This is a genomic window from Pseudomonas sp. Q11 (assembly GCF_024494355.1).
GTDB classification, from domain to species: Bacteria; Pseudomonadota; Gammaproteobacteria; order Pseudomonadales; family Pseudomonadaceae; genus Aquipseudomonas; species Aquipseudomonas hefeiensis.
In genome coordinates, this window is record NZ_JAKNQY010000027.1 from 40,142 (window position 1) to 60,700 (window position 20,559).

General features: G+C 62.0%; 15 protein-coding genes. 9 read left to right on the forward strand and 6 right to left on the reverse strand.

Features of this window, described 5'->3' with window-relative positions; translation table 11 throughout:
* Positions 1 to 145 precede the first annotated feature (145 nt).
* The 4 genes from MA884_RS23055 to MA884_RS23070 all read left to right on the forward strand — a co-directional run bounded on the left by MA884_RS23055 (position 146) and on the right by MA884_RS23070 (position 5,503).
* Positions 146 to 976 carry a p-hydroxycinnamoyl CoA hydratase/lyase gene (locus MA884_RS23055; RefSeq protein WP_003202420.1) on the forward strand — a complete coding sequence of 277 codons (831 nt, stop codon included), beginning with the start codon at positions 146 to 148 and terminating at the stop codon, positions 974 to 976.
* A gap of 106 nt (positions 977 to 1,082) precedes the next feature.
* A complete protein-coding gene (locus MA884_RS23060) occupies positions 1,083 to 2,531 on the forward strand; it encodes an aldehyde dehydrogenase (protein ID WP_256232673.1) in 1,449 nt (482 codons plus the stop codon).
* Between the two features lie 143 nt (positions 2,532 to 2,674).
* Positions 2,675 to 4,543 carry a feruloyl-CoA synthase gene (locus MA884_RS23065; protein ID WP_371134806.1) on the forward strand — a complete coding sequence of 623 codons (1,869 nt, stop codon included), beginning with the start codon at positions 2,675 to 2,677 and terminating at the stop codon, positions 4,541 to 4,543.
* A gap of 246 nt (positions 4,544 to 4,789) precedes the next feature.
* A complete protein-coding gene (locus MA884_RS23070) occupies positions 4,790 to 5,503 on the forward strand; it encodes a GntR family transcriptional regulator (protein ID WP_256232675.1) in 714 nt (237 codons plus the stop codon).
* Between the two features lie 127 nt (positions 5,504 to 5,630).
* Here the strand turns inward: MA884_RS23070 and MA884_RS23075 are convergent, their stop codons facing one another.
* Together MA884_RS23075 and MA884_RS23080 are read right to left on the reverse strand one after the other, a co-directional pair.
* On the reverse strand, positions 5,631 to 6,581 hold the full coding sequence (locus tag MA884_RS23075; protein ID WP_256232676.1) for a PDR/VanB family oxidoreductase: 951 nt from the start codon (positions 6,579 to 6,581) through the stop codon (positions 5,631 to 5,633).
* Positions 6,578 to 7,654, reverse strand: coding sequence for an aromatic ring-hydroxylating dioxygenase subunit alpha (locus tag MA884_RS23080; RefSeq protein ID WP_256232677.1), 1,077 nt, complete (start codon positions 7,652 to 7,654; stop codon positions 6,578 to 6,580). The genes MA884_RS23075 and MA884_RS23080 overlap by 4 nt, the downstream gene beginning before the upstream one ends.
* Before the next feature lie 216 nt (positions 7,655 to 7,870).
* Here MA884_RS23080 and MA884_RS23085 point away from each other — a divergent pair, with 216 nt between their 5' ends.
* From MA884_RS23085 to MA884_RS23095, 3 genes are all read left to right on the forward strand, one after another.
* Entirely contained in the window at positions 7,871 to 8,707 is an 837-nt protein-coding gene (locus MA884_RS23085; RefSeq protein WP_256232678.1) for an AraC family transcriptional regulator, read from the forward strand.
* A gap of 53 nt (positions 8,708 to 8,760) precedes the next feature.
* Positions 8,761 to 9,363 carry a LysE family translocator gene (locus MA884_RS23090; RefSeq protein ID WP_256232679.1) on the forward strand — a complete coding sequence of 201 codons (603 nt, stop codon included), beginning with the start codon at positions 8,761 to 8,763 and terminating at the stop codon, positions 9,361 to 9,363.
* A gap of 149 nt (positions 9,364 to 9,512) precedes the next feature.
* Positions 9,513 to 14,612 carry a dermonecrotic toxin domain-containing protein gene (locus MA884_RS23095; protein WP_256232680.1) on the forward strand — a complete coding sequence of 1,700 codons (5,100 nt, stop codon included), beginning with the start codon at positions 9,513 to 9,515 and terminating at the stop codon, positions 14,610 to 14,612.
* Here MA884_RS23095 and MA884_RS23100 read toward each other — a convergent pair.
* Together MA884_RS23100 and MA884_RS23105 are read right to left on the reverse strand one after the other, a co-directional pair.
* Positions 14,587 to 15,552: a class I SAM-dependent methyltransferase gene (locus MA884_RS23100; RefSeq protein WP_256232681.1), complete on the reverse strand. Its 966-nt coding sequence runs from the start codon at positions 15,550 to 15,552 to the stop codon at positions 14,587 to 14,589. The two genes, MA884_RS23095 and MA884_RS23100, sit on opposite strands and share 26 nt — an antisense overlap.
* Positions 15,553 to 15,679: 127 nt before the next feature.
* The gene (locus MA884_RS23105) at positions 15,680 to 16,342 is read right to left on the reverse strand and encodes a murein L,D-transpeptidase catalytic domain family protein (protein WP_256232706.1); all 663 of its coding nucleotides are present in this window, start codon (positions 16,340 to 16,342) and stop codon (positions 15,680 to 15,682) included.
* Positions 16,343 to 16,522: 180 nt separating this feature from the next.
* Between MA884_RS23105 and MA884_RS23110 the strand changes: the two genes are divergently transcribed.
* The gene (locus MA884_RS23110) at positions 16,523 to 18,085 is read left to right on the forward strand and encodes a murein L,D-transpeptidase (RefSeq protein WP_256232682.1); all 1,563 of its coding nucleotides are present in this window, start codon (positions 16,523 to 16,525) and stop codon (positions 18,083 to 18,085) included.
* A 6-nt stretch (positions 18,086 to 18,091) separates the two neighbouring features.
* On the opposite strand, the gene MA884_RS23115 is transcribed toward MA884_RS23110, so the two are convergent.
* The gene (locus MA884_RS23115; RefSeq protein ID WP_256232683.1) at positions 18,092 to 18,724 is read right to left on the reverse strand and encodes an NAD(P)H-dependent oxidoreductase; all 633 of its coding nucleotides are present in this window, start codon (positions 18,722 to 18,724) and stop codon (positions 18,092 to 18,094) included.
* A gap of 86 nt (positions 18,725 to 18,810) precedes the next feature.
* Between MA884_RS23115 and MA884_RS23120 the strand changes: the two genes are divergently transcribed.
* A complete protein-coding gene (locus tag MA884_RS23120) occupies positions 18,811 to 19,440 on the forward strand; it encodes a TetR/AcrR family transcriptional regulator (RefSeq protein WP_256232684.1) in 630 nt (209 codons plus the stop codon).
* 307 nt (positions 19,441 to 19,747) lie between these two features.
* Here MA884_RS23120 and MA884_RS23125 read toward each other — a convergent pair whose 3' ends face one another.
* The gene (locus MA884_RS23125; RefSeq protein WP_256232685.1) at positions 19,748 to 20,161 is read right to left on the reverse strand and encodes a CBS domain-containing protein; all 414 of its coding nucleotides are present in this window, start codon (positions 20,159 to 20,161) and stop codon (positions 19,748 to 19,750) included.
* Between the last annotated feature and the right edge of the window lie 398 nt (positions 20,162 to 20,559).

The window sequence follows — 20,559 nt, forward strand, 5'->3', positions numbered from 1 at the left end:
TGGTGGATATCGAATTCATGATCTGCCGCTCCGTCATGTCCGCGGGGAGAAATACAGATAAATCGATTAATAGTTAATTGACATAACTAGTTTTCGAGTTTAATTTTTGCTCATCTTCAGTCAAGAACAAGAGAGCACTCCCGCCATGAGCAATTACGAAGGTCGCTGGAAAACGGTCAAGGTCGATATCGAGGAAGGCATTGCCTGGGTCACCCTCAATCGCCCGGAAAAACGCAACGCGATGAGTCCGACGCTCAATCGCGAGATGATCGACGTGCTGGAGACCCTGGAACAGGATCCGGCCGCCGGTGTGCTGGTGCTGACCGGGGCGGGTGATGCCTGGACGGCCGGCATGGACCTCAAGGAATATTTCCGCGAAGTGGATGCCGGGCCTGAAATCCTCCAGGAAAAAATCCGCCGCGAAGCCTCGCAGTGGCAGTGGAAACTGCTGCGCATGTACGCCAAGCCGACCATTGCCATGGTCAATGGCTGGTGCTTCGGTGGCGGCTTCAGCCCGCTGGTGGCGTGTGATCTGGCGATCTGCGCTGACGAAGCGACCTTCGGCCTTTCGGAAATCAACTGGGGCATCCCGCCCGGCAACCTGGTAAGCAAGGCCATGGCCGACACCGTGGGCCATCGCCAGTCGCTGTACTACATCATGACCGGCAAGACCTTTGGCGGGCAGAAAGCCGCCGAGATGGGACTGGTCAACGAAAGCGTGCCTCTGGCGCAACTGCGTGAAGTCACCGTTGAGCTGGCGCGTAACCTGCTGGAGAAAAACCCGGTGGTGCTGCGAGCGGCCAAGCATGGGTTCAAACGCTGCCGCGAGCTGACCTGGGAGCAGAACGAGGATTACCTGTACGCCAAGCTCGATCAGTCGCGCCTGCTCGACACCGAGGGCGGTCGCGAGCAGGGGATGAAGCAGTTCCTCGACGACAAGAGCATCAAGCCGGGGTTGCAGACCTACAAGCGCTGAGACGACGGCGCGGCGGGTGTCTATCCTGCGCCCGCAGGCTGTTGTTCAAAGGCCCTTGGCGCTACTGTGAATGTGTTCCCTATAAAGACAATAAAGAGGAATCACCATGCTGGACGTGCCCCTGTTGATCGGCGGCCAGTCGTGCCCCGCCCGTGACGGTCGGACTTTCGAACGTTGCAATCCGGTAACCGGCGAAGTGGTGTCCCGTGTGGCTGCTGCCACGCTGGAGGACGCCGACGCCGCTGTGGCCGCCGCGCAAGCCGCGTTTCCCACCTGGGCAGCGCTGGCGCCCAATGAGCGACGCACGCGTCTGCTGCGTGCCGCCGAGCAGTTGCAGGCTCGCACGGGCGAGTTCATCGCCGCTGCCGGCGAGACGGGGGCCATGGCCAATTGGTACGGTTTCAACGTGCATCTGGCGGCTAATATGCTGCGCGAAGCCGCGTCCATGACCACCCAGATTAACGGCGAAATCATTCCTTCGGATGTGCCCGGCAGTTTTGCCATGGCCCTGCGTCAGCCTTGCGGCGTGGTGCTGGGTATCGCGCCGTGGAATGCCCCGGTGATCCTCGCGACCCGCGCTATCGCCATGCCCCTGGCCTGCGGCAACACCGTGGTGCTCAAGGCTTCCGAAATCAGCCCGGCGGTGCACCGCTTGATTGGCCAGGTGTTGCAGGACGCCGGGCTGGGAGATGGCGTGGTTAATGTCATCTGCAATGCCCCGGCAGATGCGCCGGCCATCGTCGCGCGGCTGATCGCCAACCCGGCGGTACGCCGTGTCAATTTCACCGGCTCGACTCATGTCGGGCGCATCGTCGGCGAGCTGTCGGCGCGTCACCTCAAGCCAGCATTGCTGGAACTGGGCGGCAAGGCTCCGTTGCTGGTACTGGATGACGCTGACCTGGACGCAGCGGTAGAAGCCGCAGCCTTCGGCGCGTACTTCAATCAGGGGCAGATCTGCATGTCCACCGAGCGGCTGGTCGTCGATGCCAGCGTGGCCGATGCCTTTATTTCTCGACTGACCGCCAAGATTGCCACCTTGCGTGCCGGTGATCCTGCGGCGGGTGATTCGGTCCTGGGTTCGCTGGTAGACGTCAGTGCCGGCCAGCGCATCAAAAGTTTGATCGACGATGCCTTGGCCAAAGGCGCGACGCTGGTGGCGGGAGGGCAATTGCACGGCAGCATTTTGCAGCCGACCTTGCTCGACGGCGTCACCCCAGACATGCGTCTGTACCGCGAAGAGTCTTTCGGTCCGGTAGCGGTGTTGCTGCGCGGCGAAGGCGACGAAGCACTGTTGCGCCTGGCCAACGATTCCGAATTCGGCCTTTCGGCAGCCATTTTCAGCCGCGATACCACTCGGGCGTTGGCCTTGGCTCAACGGGTTGAGTCGGGCATCTGCCACATCAATGGTCCGACCGTGCACGACGAGGCGCAGATGCCCTTCGGTGGGGTCAAGTCCAGCGGTTATGGCAGTTTTGGCGGCAAGGCGTCCATCGAACATTTCACTCAGTTGCGCTGGGTGACAATGCAGAACGGCGCCCGGCATTACCCGATCTGATATCCGTCGCATCGCGGGCGGCGGCGAGTGGAAATCGCCGACCCGATGCGGGCCAGACATAACAATAACAAGGCCGCAGCCAGTCGCTGCCACGCTCCGCTCGCTTCGCGCGGGTTTGGCGTGCCTTGATGGAGGAAATGTACGTGAGTTTTGAGTCCAGACCGTCCTCCCGACCAGACTCCGGGCGCTATCGCCAGGTGTCGATTGGTCATCCAACCGTCGAAGTCAAGGAAGAGCAGGGCATCCTGCACATGCGTTCCCTGGAACCCTTGGCTGAGCTGCCGACGCGCTTGCTCGATCGCCTGGTGCATTGGGCGCAGGTGCGACCAGACCAGACTTTCATTGCTGCTCGCGAAGACAAGGGCGAATGGCGTCACGTCAGCTATGCCCAGATGCTCGACAGCGTGCGGGCCATCGCTCAAGGCTTGTTGAGCTATGGTTTGTCGGCTGAAAGGCCCTTGGCGCTGTTGTCGGGCAACGACATCGAGCATCTGCAGATGGCCCTTGGCGCGATGTACGCCGGGATTCCCTATTGCCCGGTGTCGCCGGCCTATTCGTTGCTGTCCCAGGATTTCGCCAAGCTGCGGCACGTTTGCGATTTGTTGCAGCCGGGGCTGATCTTTGTCAGCGAGGCTGCGCCGTTTGAGCGGGCGATCAACGCCGTGCTACCGGCGGACATTCCCTTGATCACGGTGCGTGGCGAAATGGCCGCAAGGTTCGGGGCAAGCTTTGCCAGCCTGCTGGCGCAACCCGGTGGTATTGACGCCGAGCGCGCCTTTGCCGCCACCGGGCCGGACAGTATCGCCAAATTTCTCTTCACCTCGGGCTCCACCAAGCTGCCCAAGGCTGTGATTACCACCCAACGCATGCTCTGCGCCAACCAGCAAATGTTGTTACAGACCTTTCCAGTGTTCGGTGAGGCTCCGCCGGTATTGGTGGACTGGTTACCGTGGAATCACACGTTCGGTGGCAGTCACAACGTCGGCATCGTGTTGTACAACGGCGGCACGTTTTACCTGGACGACGGCAAGCCCACCGCCCAGGGCTTCGCCGAAACCTTGCGCAATCTCAAGGAGATTTCGCCCACTGCGTACCTGACGGTGCCCAAAGGGTGGGAAGAATTGGTCAGTGCCCTGGAGCAGGACGGCGAGTTGCGCGAGCGTTTCTTCGAGCGTATCAGTCTGTTCTTTTTTGCGGCGGCGGGACTGTCCCAAAGTACGTGGGACCGGCTCGACAAGGTCGCCGAACAGCATTGTGGCGAACGCATCCGCATGATGGCCGGGCTCGGCATGACCGAGGCATCGCCGTCCTGCACCTTCACCACCGGGCCGTTGTCCATGGCCGGTTATATCGGCTTGCCGGCACCCGGCTGCGAGGTGCGGCTGGTGCCGGTGGATGGCAAGTTCGAAGGGCGCTTCCGCGGGCCGCACATCATGCCCGGCTATTGGCGTTCGCCGCAGCAAACCGCCGAGGTGTTTGACGAAGACGGTTTTTATTGTTCGGGCGATGCGATCAAGTTGGCCGATCCCAGCGACCCGCAACTGGGCCTGATGTTTGACGGGCGGATTGCCGAGGACTTCAAGCTGTCCTCCGGCGTATTCGTCAGTGTCGGGCCACTGCGCAACCGGGCGGTGCTGGAAGGCACGCCCTACCTTCAGGACCTGGTAGTGACCGCGCCGGATCGCGAATGCCTGGGCGCGCTGGTGTTTCCACGGCTTGCTGAATGCCGGCGTCTGGCAGGTCTGGCTTCGGACGCCAGCGATGCCCAGGTCTTGGCCAGCCCGCCGGTACGCCAGTGGTTCGCCGACTGGCTACAGCGCCTTAACCGCGAGGCTGGCGGCAACGCCAGCCGCGTGGAGTGGATTGCCTTGCTTGATGAGCCAGCATCGATCGATCGTGGCGAAATCACGGACAAGGGCTCGATCAACCAACGGGCGGTGCTGCAGTGGCGCGCGGCGAAAGTCGAGGCGCTGTACCGCGGCGAAGATGCGTCGATCCTGCGGGCGAACTAGTCGGTCCAGACTCAAAACCCGTGACAGCAAGGCTTGCCATCAATGTTGGCTGGTCTGCCGCCATCGCGAGCCTGCTCGCGATAGCGGTCTGAAGTGCGCCGCTGATTTTGCTGACCCACCGCCATAGCCTTGCTGCCACAGCATTTTCCTGTAACCGATTGCTCTTGCGTTTGCTCCATACTCCGCCGTGACACACCGTCCCAAGCCTTCTACTATGACGACTCTGTTTTCTCTGGAAGAACCTGGATGAGTAAGCCCGGCCAAACGGTGCTGGTCGCATTGCGCAGGATGATCGCCTCAGGCGAGCTGGCGGGCGGTGAGCGCTTGATGGAAATTCCCACGGCCGAGTTGTTCGGTGTTTCGCGAATGCCGGTGCGTATGGCGTTTCGTACCCTGGAGCAGGAAGGGCTGCTGGTGCGTTTCGGTGGTCGCGGATTCCAGGTACGCTCAGTCAGTGCCGAGGAAATCGCCGGGGCCGTGGAAGTGCGTGGTGTGCTCGAAGGCCTGGCCGCGCGGCAAACGGCCGAGCACGGCTTATCCGAAGCGGGTCGAGCGGCGCTTGAACAATGCCTGGTGCAGGGCGACGAACTGTTTGCCAAGGGCTATGTGACCGAGGACGACCTTGAGGTCTATCACGACTTGAACATGCGCTTCCATCAGGTGATCGTCGAGGGTAGCCACAACCCGGCGATTGCCGATGCCCTGGCTCGCAACGATCACCTGCCATTTGCCTCAGTCACCGCCCTGGCGGTGGATCGTCAGAACATGGCCGGCGAATTTCGCCGCTTCAACTACGCCCACATGCAGCACCACTCGGTGTTCGACGCGCTGATCCATCGCCAGGCTGCCCGTGCCGAGGCGATCATGCGCGAACATGCCAATGCGACTTTGCGTTATGCCGAGGTGTTCGGCTCGACGCTGGCTGATGAGCGGATGACGGTGATTCTTCGTTCGGAGTGAGCGCGCGTACGGTTGTGGGAGCTAAGCTTGCTTGCGATCGCAGTCTGTCAGCCGATAGCAATGCTGACTGAGTCGCGGCCATCGCGAGCAAGCTTTGCTCCCACAAAGCTCTCCCACAGGGTATTGGTCAGATATCCAACACCAAAAGTGGCGTCTTCGAGCGGGAGCAGCACGGCGTGAACTGATCGTTGCAAGCCTGTTCAGCCTCGGTCAGAAACATGTCCCGGTGCTCCGGCACGCCTTCGAGCACGCGGGTCAGGCAGGTGCCGCACACGCCTTGTTCACACGAGATCGGAATCTCGATGCCATGACTCTCCAGCACCTGCACCACGCTTCGGTCGGCGGGTACTTCGAAGACCTGGCCGCTGCTGGCGACTTTCACCGAGAAGCTGCCGTCCGCGCGAGTGTCGGTGGGCACAGCGGCAAAGTACTCGCGGTGCAAGCAGGTTTCCTGCCAGCTCTGGACCTTGGCGGTGTCGAGTACATGCTGCATGAAACCGCCGGGGCCGCACACATAGAGGTGCAGGTCGTCACTGGGGGCGGCCAGGAGCCTGGCAGCGTCCAGCATTGTAGCCGGCTCTTCATCGAAATGCAGAAACACCCGGTCGGCATAAGGCGACTGGCGCAAGCGTTCGATAAAGGCCGCACGCTCCCTGGACCTGGCGCAGTAATGCAGCTCGAACGCCGCACCGCTCTGGGCCAGGTGTTCGGCCATGCACAGGATCGGCGTAATGCCGATACCGCCGGCAAACAGCAGGCTGCGCCGAGCCTCCGGGGCAAGGGGGAACAAGTTGCGCGGTTCGCTGATCAGCAGGCGTGCGCCTGGCAGAATCTGTTCATGTAAATTGCGCGAACCGCCTCGGGACGCTGCATCCTTGAGCACCCCGATGAGGTAGCGATGTCGTTCCTCGGGATGATTGCACAGCGAATACTGGCGAATCATGCCGTTGGGCAAGTGCACGTCGATATGGGCACCGGCGGTGAACGCCGGTAATGGCTGGCCGTCGACACTCGTCAGCTCGTAGCTGCAAATGTCCTGGGCTTCGTTGTGCCGAGCCGTGACCTGGACTTCAATCATGCTCGCTGCTCCCCTTGATCGGTGCTGGCAATCAATCCCGCTTGCGGCTCGCGCTCACGGGCAATCAAACGCTCCAGCACCCGACGCGACTGCACGCCGCCGGCATCGATATTGAGCTTGAGCAGGCTGCGTTGCGGATGGTCCAGCAGGTTGTGTTGCTGGCGTTCGAGCATCTCCAGGTCTTCGCTGAAAATCTTGCCCTGGCCTTCGCGAATGCTGGCAGTCAGCGCCTCGTCCTGCGGCTGAAAGTGCCGGGCCATGCCCCAGAAGTACCAGATGGACGTCTCGGTTTCCGGGGTGATGAAGTCCACCACGATGCTTGACGCCTTGAACTGCGGCGCGGCGTGGTACCCGCCGTTACCGGCATGGGCCACGCCGACTTCGATCAGCACGTGGCTGGGCGGGGTGAAACGGCAGATCTGCCAGCGGTCCACCGGCACGTCGTCGGCGAGGTTGTTGCCGCGCAAGGCCATGCGCCAGAAGGGCGGGGGCATGATGTTTTCCATGTGCCGGGCGGTGACCACTTCATCACCTTCGACCGTGGTCACCGGCGGCGCCTCGTCGATTTCCTTCTGGCCGATGCTGGAGGCGTGCACGTAGGTTTCGTGGGTCAGGTCCATCAGGTTGTCGATCATCAGGCGATAATCGCACTGGATATGGAACAGGCCGCCACCGTAGGCCCACTCGTCGCTTTCGGCCCATTCAAGCGGGTGGATCAACGTCGGGTCGGCCAGGGCCTGATCACCGGGCCAAACCCAGATAAAACCATGACGCTCCTGTACCGCAAAGGTCTTGTTGCAAGGGAATCCGCGTACCCGTTGCCCTGGCATTTCGACGGTCTTGCCGTCGCAACCCATCACCAGACCGTGATAGCCGCACACCAGGTTACCGTTTTCGACATAGCCCAAAGAGAGCGGGGCGCCGCGATGAGGGCAGAAGTTCTCGACGGCCGCGACCTTGCCTTCATGCCCACGATAAAAAACCATCTTCTCGCCGCAGATCTGGCGGCCTAGAGGTTTGTCGGTGATTTCATCGGGGGTGCAGGCTACGTACCAGGTGTTCTTGGGATACATGACGGATCTCCGGACGGATGTTGTTGTGCTTATGGATCCATTAACTCTCTTAACTATTTCAGTTGTCAATATTTTTGGCGTTCTGGTGGACGGTCGGTGGTCTTTAATGGATCCATTTGTTTTCGTTGCTGCACAAAAAAACTGCACAAATCTTCCAGACACCCTCGCCGCCAGCGGTTAACCTGCTCGTGCTGATGACACAAAACGGGACTGCCCATGACGGCGCGCAACTGGATCGATCTCAAGCAGGACGCCGCGTCCGGTATCGAGACCGTGCGCGCGCATTTCGAGGGGCATGCCTACGATCCCCATTGGCACGACGCCTATCTGGTGGGCGTGACCGAACAGGGCGTGCAGCAGTTCCATTGTCGCCGCCAGCAACACAACAGCACGCCGGGCAAGGTGTTCCTGCTTGAGCCCGGCGAGTTGCATGACGGCAATGCGCCCCACGACCACGGGTTTACCTACCGCACCTTGTACCTGGAACCCCAATGGCTGGAGCGCGAGTTGCGCTCCTTGTTCGACGTAGCCCCGGACAACGCCCAGTTGGGGTTCGCCGCCACCCTGACCGACGATGCGCGGCTGGCGAGTGCCACGGCCTTGGCTTTCCAGAGCCTGCATGAGCAGGAGATTCGCATCGTGCGCCAGACGGCCCTCGATACCCTGTTGGCCAACCTGACTCAACACTTGCAATGGCGGGCACGGATCAACCCGGACCCGCGGCTGCCGTTGGTGGCGCAGCAGGCCCGGGATTATCTGCACAGCCACCTGAGCGACGACATCGGTCTGGATGACCTGGCACGGGTTACCGGCGTGGATCGTTTTCGCCTGACCCGTGCGTTCAAGGCTGCTTTCGGCCTGGCGCCCCATGCCTATCTGATCCAGTTGCGCCTGGCCCGTGCCCGGCGCTTGCTGGCCTCTGGCGAGAGCGCCGGGGCGGTGGCGGCCATGCTCGGTTTTGCCGACCAGAGCCACATGGGCCGCTGGTTCCAGCGTGCCTATCGCCTGAGCCCGGCGGACTACCGCAAGCGCTGCTCAATTGTTCCAGACTGACCGCGACTTCGCAGGGATGATCAAGCGATCGATCCTTACCGAGAAGCCGCTCCATGGACCAGTTACTGCCGTTTGCCTTGTTCGCGTTTGTCGCCTCCATCACTCCGGGCCCGACCAATATCCTGGTGCTGAGCCATAGCTCGCGCTTCGGCTTGGCAACCACCGTGCCGATCATCCTCGGCGCCTGTGCGGCAGCGGCCTTGCTGGTGCTCTTGGTTGGCACCGGGCTGGGGGACATGCTTGCGCGCCATGCCACGCTTCAAACGTTGCTCTCATGGGCGGGCATCGCCTGGCTGACTTGGATGGCCTGGCAGATTTTCCGCGCGCCGGCCCAGGCCATCGACCCGGACCGCCCGGCCGAAGGCCCGCGCCTGGGCTTGGCGGGGGCGGCCGGGTTGCAGTTGGTGAACCCGAAAACCTGGATGATGGCGTTGGCGGTGGTCAGCGTCTTCGCGGGGGGCGAGGCCGACCGGACCGTGCGGGTCCTCTGGCTGTCCCTGGCGTTCTTCGCCATTTCGATCCCGTGCATGACCGTCTGGGCTTATCTGGGCCGCGGCGCCGCACGGTTCTGCCGGTCCGCCGTGGCGATGGGGCGGTTCAACCGGGTCATGGCGGTGATGCTGCTGGTGTCGGCGTGGTTGACGTTAGTGATGTAGCAGCGATCTACCTGCTCCCGGGGCACCGCAATCCCTTGCAACGGTTGGACGGTATCAAAACACTGTTGATTTGGAGAGCATCGGCCACGCCAGAACTAACGTGCTTTAGCGCTCGAACGAACACACGACCCCAAGGAAGGAGGTCCATCATGTCCACTCAAGATACCCCTATCGATTTTATCCGCGCCAGGCTACCCGCCTGGTTGAAGCGGACCACACGACACCGGCAGACGCGTTTCAAAGTGCTCACCCGGCAATTGCAGCGCGACAGTGATGCGCTCAATGCACTGCTCAGCGACCTGCCGGGGCCCTATGCGTTCACCCTTGATCAGCTCAAGACCCAGCCAGAAGTACAGGATTGGCACCGGATGATTGGCTCCGGCACGGTGGCGGACGCAGTACGCCGGGCCAGGGTCAGGCGAAGTTCCTTCGTCACCGATCCCTCGCTGTCGGTGGTCGAAGCGGTCATGCGCAATTACCCTCCCGCCGACGCGGTCGCTGGCAGTGATTTCGATAACAAGGGCGAACTGTTCATCCAGGGGCGGCGAGGAGAGTTTTCCCTGGGGGACACCCCGTCAGACAGGGCGACACTGGCCACGACCCCGGCCAGTTTCGCCAGCCTGTGTCGCCGCATGGATGTGGGCGGGGCCTATCGGCAGTTGCTCGAACAGAAAATGCCGCGTATTGCCGATGAGGTGCCCGCGATTGCCAAGGCCTACATGGCGTACGCCCGCAGCCAGCTCGCCTATGACGCCTACGAGGCCAAGCTGGATGGGCGCCTGGATGAAACCGGTGAGCGGTTGCTGGCCCATGTGGGCGTTCATCTCGAAGACCGGGCCGTCGCCCCCCTGGCCTGCGAGGTCAAGGTGCTGGAGTTGCTGTCGGCGCCCTTGTTTGGCGTCCGGGTGTATTGGGGGGTGAAGGGCGATGCCCAGGGTGTTCGCCCGATTGTCTTGCACATGCCCCATGACACCGTGGCGCCGCTCAAGCAGTTTCCAAGCTTGCAGGCGCTGTCGGCGGAGCTCACCGAACGGCTGCGCAAACGCCGCTATCGCCAGGGCCTGATGCATTACCTCCCGTTGCGTCTGCAGGCCAGCCTGGGCACGGTGCTGCACGATCAAGTGGAGTGGAAGGTGACGGACAACCTCAATCTCTTCCAGGAAATTCATGCGCGCATCAGCGGTTGGCGCGAGGGCGAGCCGGGTGAGGATGGCGATCAACGGCACATCCGGATACCCACGCCCAAGGTGGCCTGGGATCTGAAAGACCTGCGCGAGGATCATTGGCACGCTTGCTACCACGAATGGCGTGGCCATGCCTTGGCCAATGCTTCGGCGCTGATGGTCCCGACCAAGGACCAGGACTGGCGCGCGCTGCTGGCGCGCCTCGACTACTGGGAAAAGCTCGTTGAAAGTTCGCTAATGGTTGCCGCGACCTTCTTCCCGTTTTTCGCGCCCATCGGCATGACCGCCGCGGCGGTCGGTGGCGTGCGCCTGGTGTACGAAATCTTCGAAGGTATCCAGGCGTTCAACGAAGGTCACGCACAAGAAGGTATCGAGCATATCTTCAACGTGTTGTTCGGGGTCGCTCAGGGCGCCTACCTGGGCTTCGTCGGTGGATCCGTTGAACCCATGCCGGTACGTGACGGCACCACGCGTCTGTGGAATGGCGACGTCAGCGCCTTCGAAGCGCAACGCTTGCCCCCCGTGGAGGCCGAGCAGGACGCCTGGGGTGTCTGGCGCACGACCGACGCGGCGTGGGTGCGTATCGAAGATCGCTACTTCGAAGTCCAGGGCGCGGAGGACGCCTTGAACCTGCGTCTGCCGACCGGGCACCGAGGTGTGACGCCGCCGCTGGAATGGAGCCGTGCCCGCGGCTGGCAATGGGTCCATCGCAATCCGTTGCAGCGCGATAACCTGGCGTTGTTGCGGACCTTTGCCGAGACGCCCGCCGAGCTGGATGATACGGCGCTCCTGGCCGTGCAACGGCAGGTCGGCATCAGCGAGGCGCATTTGCGTTATCTGCAAGTCCAGGGGCGGCCGATGCCGGCGATACTGGCTGATGCCTTGGATGAAGCACGGAGCTGGCAGTGGGTGCGGCACACCATTGAACGCCTGCGCCGTGGCGAAGCGCCGGGGGGCTCGCATTTTCGCATCGTCCAGACCCTCGTCGATCTACCGGGATGGCCCGAGGGCTTGACGTTGCGCTACCACGATGGCGTGAGGCTCTACCCGGTGGGTGACATCGCCGACACGCGCTTTCTATGGTTGAGCAAAGCGGATCTGGAGCACGACGCCTGGGCGGCCCGCATTCTGGGAAACCTGAGCATGGACGAGCAGAATGTGCTGCTCGGGCAACGCAGTTTCGGCCTGCGCCCGCTGGAGCGCAGCCGCTTGTTGGCCGGACGCTGGGCCGGGTACCTGGAACGCAATGCCTCGCGAGTGAACGCGGCCATGGCCCGTCACGTCGGGCGTGATCCCTTGGCTGCCCCGGTGATGCGGACGTTCCCGAACCTGCCCGAATCCATCGCCAACGAGCTGGTCCACGGGATCGCAGGTCGTGACCGGTTGCGCTTGCTGGAAGGCAAGGTGAACGAGAACCTCGGCAAGCAGTGCGCCGAAGCCTTGCGCGAGCTGCGCCTGACCCGTGCCTTGCGTGCCCTGGAGCGGGGCGAAGGCACCGTGGATCGTGACCGCATCGTCATGGGCCTGCTGGGCAATGCGCCCCGGTTGCAAGGACGCGTGCATCTGCGCCTTTGGTTGCGCGAGCTGCAAGACCCGATAACGGTGGGGGAGGACGGCCCCTTGAAAACCCTTCGCCAGGAAGGTGACAAGTACCGCCCCTTTGACGAAACCGGCGAAGAATTGGCAAACCCCATGAATCTCGAGGATGCGCTGCTGCGGGCGCTATCGGACGACGCCCGCCAGGCGCTGGGTTTGAATATCTGGGAGGCGGACAAGCTTCGGTCCCAGTTGCTTGCACAGGCCCTGGAGGACCGGCAAGGCCTGCGCCCCTACCTGTTGATGAGGCGCCTGGGCAGTGTCGGATCGCGGCCGCAATGGTTGAACGGCCACTTGGTGTACCCCCTCAGCGGCCGTGGCAGGCTGTCGCTGCAAGACTGGCGCGGCAGCCTGGAGCAACGTCTTGAGCGGCTCTATCCCAGCCATGCGGGGCAGCGTCTCATGCAGCTACAGACAAACCTGACGGAACAGGCCGGGCACCAAGGCATCAGCCTGGGCGAGCTGGTCGACCGGCTGGAAAACGAATGGACCACGCTGGACGATGGGCTGCGCCAGTGGGTGGATCATGAGGGTTTCCACCACCCTAACGAACAGCAGTACAACCGTGAGACCCTGCTTGGGCAACGCAATGCCATCGCCAGTGAACTGCGTCGTGCCTGGCGGAGCGAGGCTGAACCGGGGCTGGAGGGTAGTGAGGTGGCATTGCGCTTGGGGGCTTTGGACGTCGGTCGGTTGCCACCCATCAGTGCACGTTTCGAGCACATCCGCTTGGTGGCGCTGAGCCATATGGGCCTTAGCGAGGACCCTTCAGACTTCCTGAGATTGTTCCCCAACATTGATACGTTGAACCTGCCGGGCAATTATCTCACCACGATTCCGGTGGCGGCAGGTGAGTTACGTTCGCTGGTGGAACTGTCAATGGAAGGCAATCCGCTCCATCTGCACGCAAATGTCTTCGCGCCATTGACCGGTGCTGAACCCACTAGAATAGGGGCCCTGGACCTGACGGGGATCAGTAGCGGTCCGGAGGCGGGAACCAGTGCGGACGTGATTGCTGCCATTGACAGCCTGGCCGCACTGCCGGCGTTGCGTGAGGTGGTGTGGGCCGAAAACTTGGATTTCACCCCCGATCAGTTGCAGGCGCTGACTCGGTTGCCGGGCTTGCGGACGCTGGATCTGTCGCGCTGTGGCCTGCGCCTGGATGAGGAGGGCAGTGCATTCCTGCGTACCGCGACGGCTTTGGAGGAACTGCGCCTGAACGGAAACAATTGCAGGGACCTACCCGATTTGCCAGAGCTGACGAGCCTGTACGAGCTGGGAGTGGCCAGGAGCGGGCTTGATCGGGTGCCCGCGCTGGCCTTGGCGGTGCTGACCAGGCATTCGTCCGATCTGTACGTCCTCGATCTTCGAGGCAACCGCATCACCAATATCCAGGTTGACTTGCTGCCCTCGCTCGACCGCTTGCCCGATCGGGGCTCGCTGGCCTTATGGCTCGATGACAATCCATTACCCAGTCTTCAGATCCAGGCCCTGCGCGCCATATATCCCGATTCTTTCCAGTACACCGTCGATGATTGGCTCTACATTTCCTCGGCTCTCAAGAGAGCACTGGAGGTTGCCCGCGACGATCCTGGGATGCGAGATTTCATCGACTGGTTCTCTGTTGGCATCCGCAACGCCGATAAGCAGACGCCTGCCGGGTTGTCTTTCAACGATCGCCAGAGGGCGGCCGCCGTCTTGAAGCACTACATCGGCTACCAGAACACTCACGACCCGCTGCCGATGCTGATTGGCGATTTCGACCAGCAACTGCAACAACTGCGCACGCGCCTGCAAGCCCGTATCCTGGATCGACAAACGCCAGACCTTGCTGAGCTGGAAATGCATTTCCACTTTTTCGAATCGGTGATGCGCGCGCGCCTCGTTCGAGGCGGCGTGCCCTTTTCAGCGTTTCTGGTCGAGCATTCCGCCTATTGGAACCATACGCTGACGGAGCGTTACCCCAACTTTGAGCAGCGCCAGGTGCACCTGACCCGCGAGGCGTTCGTCGACTGGCTCAGCGATGCCCAGGACACCTTCAACAGCAATGACCAAACCCCGCGTGTGGGAGAAATGGCCTGGCGGCCTTACCTGGGGTTGATGTCCCGCGACTGGTCCGAAGGGCTGGCCTTCTGGGAAACGCTGGATGACGATCTGGTGGATGCCTTCAGCGAGCCGGTGAATCCGTCCCGTTGGCCGCAAGTGATGCTGGATAACCTGGTGCAGCCGGACGCCAGCCTGCCCAGCCCGCTGGAGCCCGTTACCCAAGGCGACCGGATCGTCTGGCGCCGCGCGGGGCTCGAGGCCGTGACGGATGTGGATTGGAGCGCACGCCAGCCGGTGATGCTCACCGAAGACCAACTGCGGCGGACCATGGCGATCTACCGTTCGGTCAAGAGCCGGGAGGTCGAGTCGCTGGTGCGGCGGATCACCACGGAGCTGGTCAATGCATGGTGGCCGGTGCCGTAGGCGCTGTCGCCCTGAAGACCATGGCCTTCAGGCCACACTCCGGGTCGATGTCTGGAAATTCCGGCGGGTTGTCCAGGCGCGCTTCGAACACCAGCCCGGGCGCTTCGCGGGTGACGCCGTCGATGAGGAAGTCTGGACCGGTGGCCGGGTCGTTGCTGCAGGCCAGCACCGTACCGTGGGCGACCAGCAATTCCGGCAGGCGGCGCAGGACCCGTTGGTAATCCTTGGTCAACAGGAAGCTGCCTTTCTGGAAGGTGGGTGGGTCGATGATCACCAGGTCGTACGGCCCGCTGTTGATCACCTTGCCCCAGGACTTGAACAGATCGTGGCCGAGGAAACTCACCAGGCTGAGGTCGTGGCCGTTCAGGCGATGGTTGTCGCGGCCACGGCTCAGGGCTGCACGGGACATGTCCAGATTGACCACATGCTGCGCGCCGCCGGCAATGGCTGCCACGGAGAAGCCGCAGGTATAGGCGAACAGGTTCAGCACCCGTTTGCCATCGGCGTTGGCCCGCACCCAGTCGCGCCCGTAGCGCATGTCGAGGAACAGGCCGTTGTTCTGCTTCTTGCCCAGGTCGATCCGATAGCGCAGGCCGCCTTCGGTCAGGGTCCATTCGTCGATCGGCTCGCCTACCAGCCATTGGGTGAGGCTTTGCGGCAGGTAGCGGTGTTGCACGGCGAGTGTATGAGCCTTGCTGTGCTGCCAGGCCGGCGACGTCGTCAACGCCAACAGCGTGGCGATCAAGTCGTCCAACTGCGTGGGTTCCGGTTCCTTGAACAGCGAGACCAGCACCACCCCTTGCAACCAGTCGACAGTGACCTGTTCCAGGCCCGGCCAGCAGCGCCCGCGGCCATGGAACAGGCGACGGGTTTCTTCTGGCACCGATGCCAGGGCTGCCAGCAAATGGTCGTGAAGGGTTTGAAGGGCTACGCAATTCATTCAGGCAACGCCAGGGATTCGAAAGGCCGGCATTTTAACCATAGGTGAACCCGACGCAATCCCTGTGGTGAGAGCGCTTGTGTGGCGAGGGAGCTTGCTCCCGCTCAGTTGCGCAGCAACTGCCTGTTCAACCTCCGCTGGTAGCCAAAATGCTCGCAACCTGCTGAGGCTGGCAGTTGAGATAGGCCGAACGCTTGAGCCAGCTCGGGTCCGGATACCAGGAAAACATGAATTGCCCGCCCTTGAGCTTGTCGATCACCTTGCGCGCCACCTGCGGGCGGACGGCAGGGCAGCCCAGGCTGCGGCCGATGCGCCCCTGACGCACGCTCCACAGCGGATTCACATAGTCGGCGGCGTGGATCACGATCGCGCGATCGCGGGCCAGGTCATTGAAGCCCGGCTCCAGACCGTCCATGCGCAACGAATATCCGTGGGCGCCCTGATAACTTTCCTGAGTGCGAAACAGTCCCAGGCTCGACTGGAAACTGCCCAGGCGATTGGAAAATTGCGTGGCGAAGTTTTCCCCGGATTTTTGCCCGTGGGCCACCAGATCGCGCAATACCAGCTTCTTCTGGCGCAGGTCGAAGATCCACAGGCGGCGGGCCGTGGACGGTTGCGAGTAGTCGATGACTGCCAGATGGCGGGCCGGGCGAGCACCGTTGGCGACAGCGCATTGCATGGCGCTCAAGGCACTTTTGAGCGCCTGGGGATTGAGTTCCGGCGCCGCGTGGGTGAGGCTGTTGTAAAGCGGTTGAGAATTTCCTTTGTCGGCCAACGCCGGGCTGCACATGACGCCAAGGCCGGTGATGAGCAGGCAGAGTCGGCGCAAAAGGCTTGCTGAAGATGGAAAAATCCCACGGTGGTGTTCGTTTGCGGCATCCCGTCCGATTTGGTTTGTTTGCATGATGGCGGGTCGTACCTGTCGCAAAGTTGACCGTCAACGGGACGGCCATGGATTGGAGTAAAGCAGTTGTTCAAAAAGTCCGCATGTTACCTGAGCCTTTTATTGCTCACTGCGCCATTGGTCGCCACAGCCGAGCAAAGCGATCCGGCACTGGTGCAAACCACCCTGGCACAGCTGTCGGTCGACTGTCCCGAACTGGCCGCAGGCGTCGACTTTCCGACGATGATGAGTCTGCAGGCGTTCTATGAGCAAAACGCAGGCCAGGCTGTCTGGTCAGACGACGAGCGACGGATGGCACTGCGGGAACAGTTGCAGCAACTGGCCGATGACGGACTGGACCCGGCACGTTACAGCATGCCCGCTGAAGGAACGGTCGATAACGCCCATTGTGTCGACATCGCTATCAGCCAGCGCTACTTGCAAGCCCTGTATGAGCTGCGTTTCGGCTACCTGCCTCAGGATCGCCTGGAGCCGGTGTGGCAGGCCGACCCGCTGCCGCAGGATCGTCAGGCTGCGGTGTTGGCCATCGCCGGGGCGGGCCTGCAGGACCTGGGCGAGGCCTTCGAACAGGCCCGGCCGCGCCTGGCGCTGTATCGCAACTTGCGTGAGCTCTACGCCCGGCAACGGCAACAACCCTTACCCGAATGGCAACCGGTCCCCGGCGGCCCCTTGTTGCACCCGGACAAGCGGGACGCCCGAGTACCGGCCCTGGCCCAGCGATTGTTCAGCGAAGGCTATTTCAGCGCACCCCCGGTGATCATCGACGATCACTACAACCCTGACCTGGTGGCGGCGATGAAAAGCTTCCAGCTTCATCATTCGCTGCAAGCCGATGGAGTGGTGGGGCCTTGGACGGTGACGGAACTGAACATCAGCCCGTTCATGCGACGCGAGCAGTTGCGCGTCAATCTGGAGCGCATGCGTTGGTTGGCCCGGGACCTGGAGCCGGACAGCGTGCTGGTCAATGTGGCGGCAGCCCGGTTGACGGTCTACCAGGATGGCGCACCGGTCTGGCAAACCCGTACCCAGGTGGGCCGCGCGGACCGGGAGACGCCATTGCTCAAGTCTCGGGTGACACGACTGACACTCAACCCGACCTGGACCATCCCTCCGACTATCATGCGCGAAGACAAACTGCCCGAGATTCGTCGTGACCCAGAGTTCTTGAGTCGACATAACCTGAGGGTGATCGATCGAAATGGCTTGCCGTTACTGGCCCAGGACATCGATTGGGAGCATCCCGGCGGTCTCATGCTGCGCCAGGACCCCGGTCCGAAGAACCCACTGGGCAAGATGGCGATTCGTTTTCCCAACCCGTTTTCCGTGTACCTGCATGACACGCCCAGCCAGTCACTGTTCAGCAAGGAACCGCGGGCGTTCAGTTCGGGGTGTGTGCGAGTCGAACAGGCGCTGCACTTGCGCGACTGGTTGGTGAACCCGGCTGAACGCCTGCGCACCGACACGCTGCTGGCCAGCGGACTGACTCATGAATTCAGGCTGGCCAGGCCGGTGCCGATTCTGTTGGGCTACTGGACCGTGCAAGCCGACAGCCAGGGGCAGGCAGTCTACATCCCGGATATCTACAAGCGTGATCAGGTCCTCTCCGCCGCCAAGGGCCGCGCGCTCTGATGGCGGTCAGGCGCACTCGGTGCTTGCTTGAACCTGCGCTGTCTCCTGGCACAGCGGGAACAGCCGCTGGCCTATGTGATAGGCAGCGTCCAGATGACGCGCCGGTTCGAGGGTTTCCGATTCGAGCAAACGTTGGGAACTGACCACCCGGGCGCCGCAGTAATCAAAGATGCCGTGGTCGATTTGCGCGGTCATCGCCTGGCCATAACCGTGGCGCAGGAACGTATCATCATCAGCCCCGCCCACGGCCACCAGATGCACCTGCAAACGCTGCAGTTTTTTGATAAAGGGTTTATCGAGGCTGAAATCGAACGCCCAGCCGTTGGAAAACACCCGGTCGATCCAGCCCTTGAGCAATGCTGGCATCGACCACCAGTAGATGGGATACACCAGCACCAGTGCATCTGCACGGTCGATTCTGGCTTGTTCGGCCAAAACGTCCATGGGCGGTGAAGCCTCGCGGTGGTGTACCGCATGGTCGGCGAAACTGAACCGCGGATCGAAGCCTTCGGCCGCCAGGTCAGCAATTTCAAACGTCGCGGCGGGATTGGCTTGGGTCAGGCCTTCGACGATTTTTTTGGCCAGGCCGTGGGTAAGGGAGTGGGGATCGTGATGAGCGACAACGATGAGTGCGTGCATGGCAAAACTCCTCATGGCAATGACCGGCGTCAAGCAGGTATGCTTGGTTAAGTTACCTTTAGTAAGTTACGGTTGGTAAAGTTAGCATGTCAAGCCTTGATGAAAATTTGCGATCCTCTGCTACTCCCCGCCGACGCTTGTCCCGCGAGGATCGGCAACGGCAGCTGTTGGATGTCGCCTGGCGGCTGGTGCGGGAGGAGGGCAGCGAAGCGCTGACCCTGGCCCGGCTCGCCGAGCAGGCGGGGGTGACCAAGCCCATCGTGTATGACCATTTCACCACTCGGTCCGGGCTGCTCGCGGCGCTCTATCAGGATTTCGATGCTCGTCAGACGGCGCTGATGGACGCGGCCCTGGAAGCGAGTGAGCCGACACTGGAAAGCCGCGCCGAGGTGATTGCCTCTTCGTTTGTCGAATGCGTTCTTTTGCAAGGCCGGGAGATCCCGGGGGTCATTGCGGCGCTGACAAGTTCGCCAGAACTGGAGCGCATCAAGCGCGAATATGAGGCCATTTTTCTGGATAAATGCCGAGCGGTGCTGGAGCCGTTCGCTGGCAAGAAACGCATCCCCCAGGCCGGGTTGCGGGCGATGCTGGGGGCGGCGGAAGCACTGTCCAATGCCGCCGCCTCTGGGGAGATCAGCGCTGGCGAGGCGAAGGACGAGTTGCTGGTCAGTATTGTTGCGATGGTGACCAGGACCGTTGACACCTCTTCAAGCTGAGCCACCGCTATCGCGAGCAAGCTTTGCTCCCACAGTTGTTTTGTATTGAAGTATCTGCGCAACAATCCAATCTTTTGTGGGAGCGGGCTTGCTCGCGAAGGCGGCCTTACAGCCGACCTGTCTCTCCGGCCGTGCCCCGATCCCACTGTGGGAGCGAGCCTGCTCGCGATAGCGGCAGTCCATTCGACTGAATTTCAATGGCTTTGGCTATCGTTGGTGGCGCCACTCTGGATCAGAATAGTAGCAGCACCACGACAGGCGGGCTTTGCTCATCCATTGCGCTCGCTCCGCAGCTCCATGGGATGGATCAGTGAGGCCGCGCGACGCCACGCAGCAGGTTGGCGCTGAGCTTGTCGGCATTGCAACTGGCGACATTGGCCAGCGAGACCATGCCCACCAGGCGTTTGTCGCGATTGACCACCGGCAGGCGGCGTTTTTCGATCTGGGCCATGTTCTTGGCCACATGGTCGATCTCTTCGTCATCGAAGCAGTAGCGCACCTCATCGCTCATGATCCGACTGACCGGGGTGTTCATGTCCATGCCATCCGCCATGGCCCGAACCACGAGGTCGCGGTCGGTGATCATCCCGGCCATGCGGTCGTCCTGATTGATGATCAGCGCGCCGATATCGGCCTCGCGCATCACTTGCGCGACTTCGTGCAGAGGGGTATCGGGGGAGATCGTACGTACTTCCCGACTCATGATTTCATTGATTTTCATCGTTGAATCTCCTTTCTCTCCGGTTTGATAGCAAGCCACGGCCTGGGCTTCGTGAGTGGTTTTACGGCGGCCGGACGGGCTCCTCACTTATTGTGAAAATCCGGGTTGGCGATGGTTCAGGATTTTTTGCCGGCGGGTTTGAAAAGCTGCACTTTTATGAGGCCACAGGAGGAGTGATCGCACCATCGCAAGGCAGTTGGTGGTGCTTGCGCAGCGGTGGCGGCTGCCCGTCGGCCTGCGGTGGCTGAGCTGGATTTTTCGCGGGCAAGCCCGCTCCCACAGGGGGTTGTCGATGAATGCGCGACCGTGAATAGGGGCTGGACGAGGTTTGGCACGCTCGCTGCAAGAGGCTACTCAGGCCCGCCGCGAACACAGTCGAGTGGGCAACCCCGTCGGTC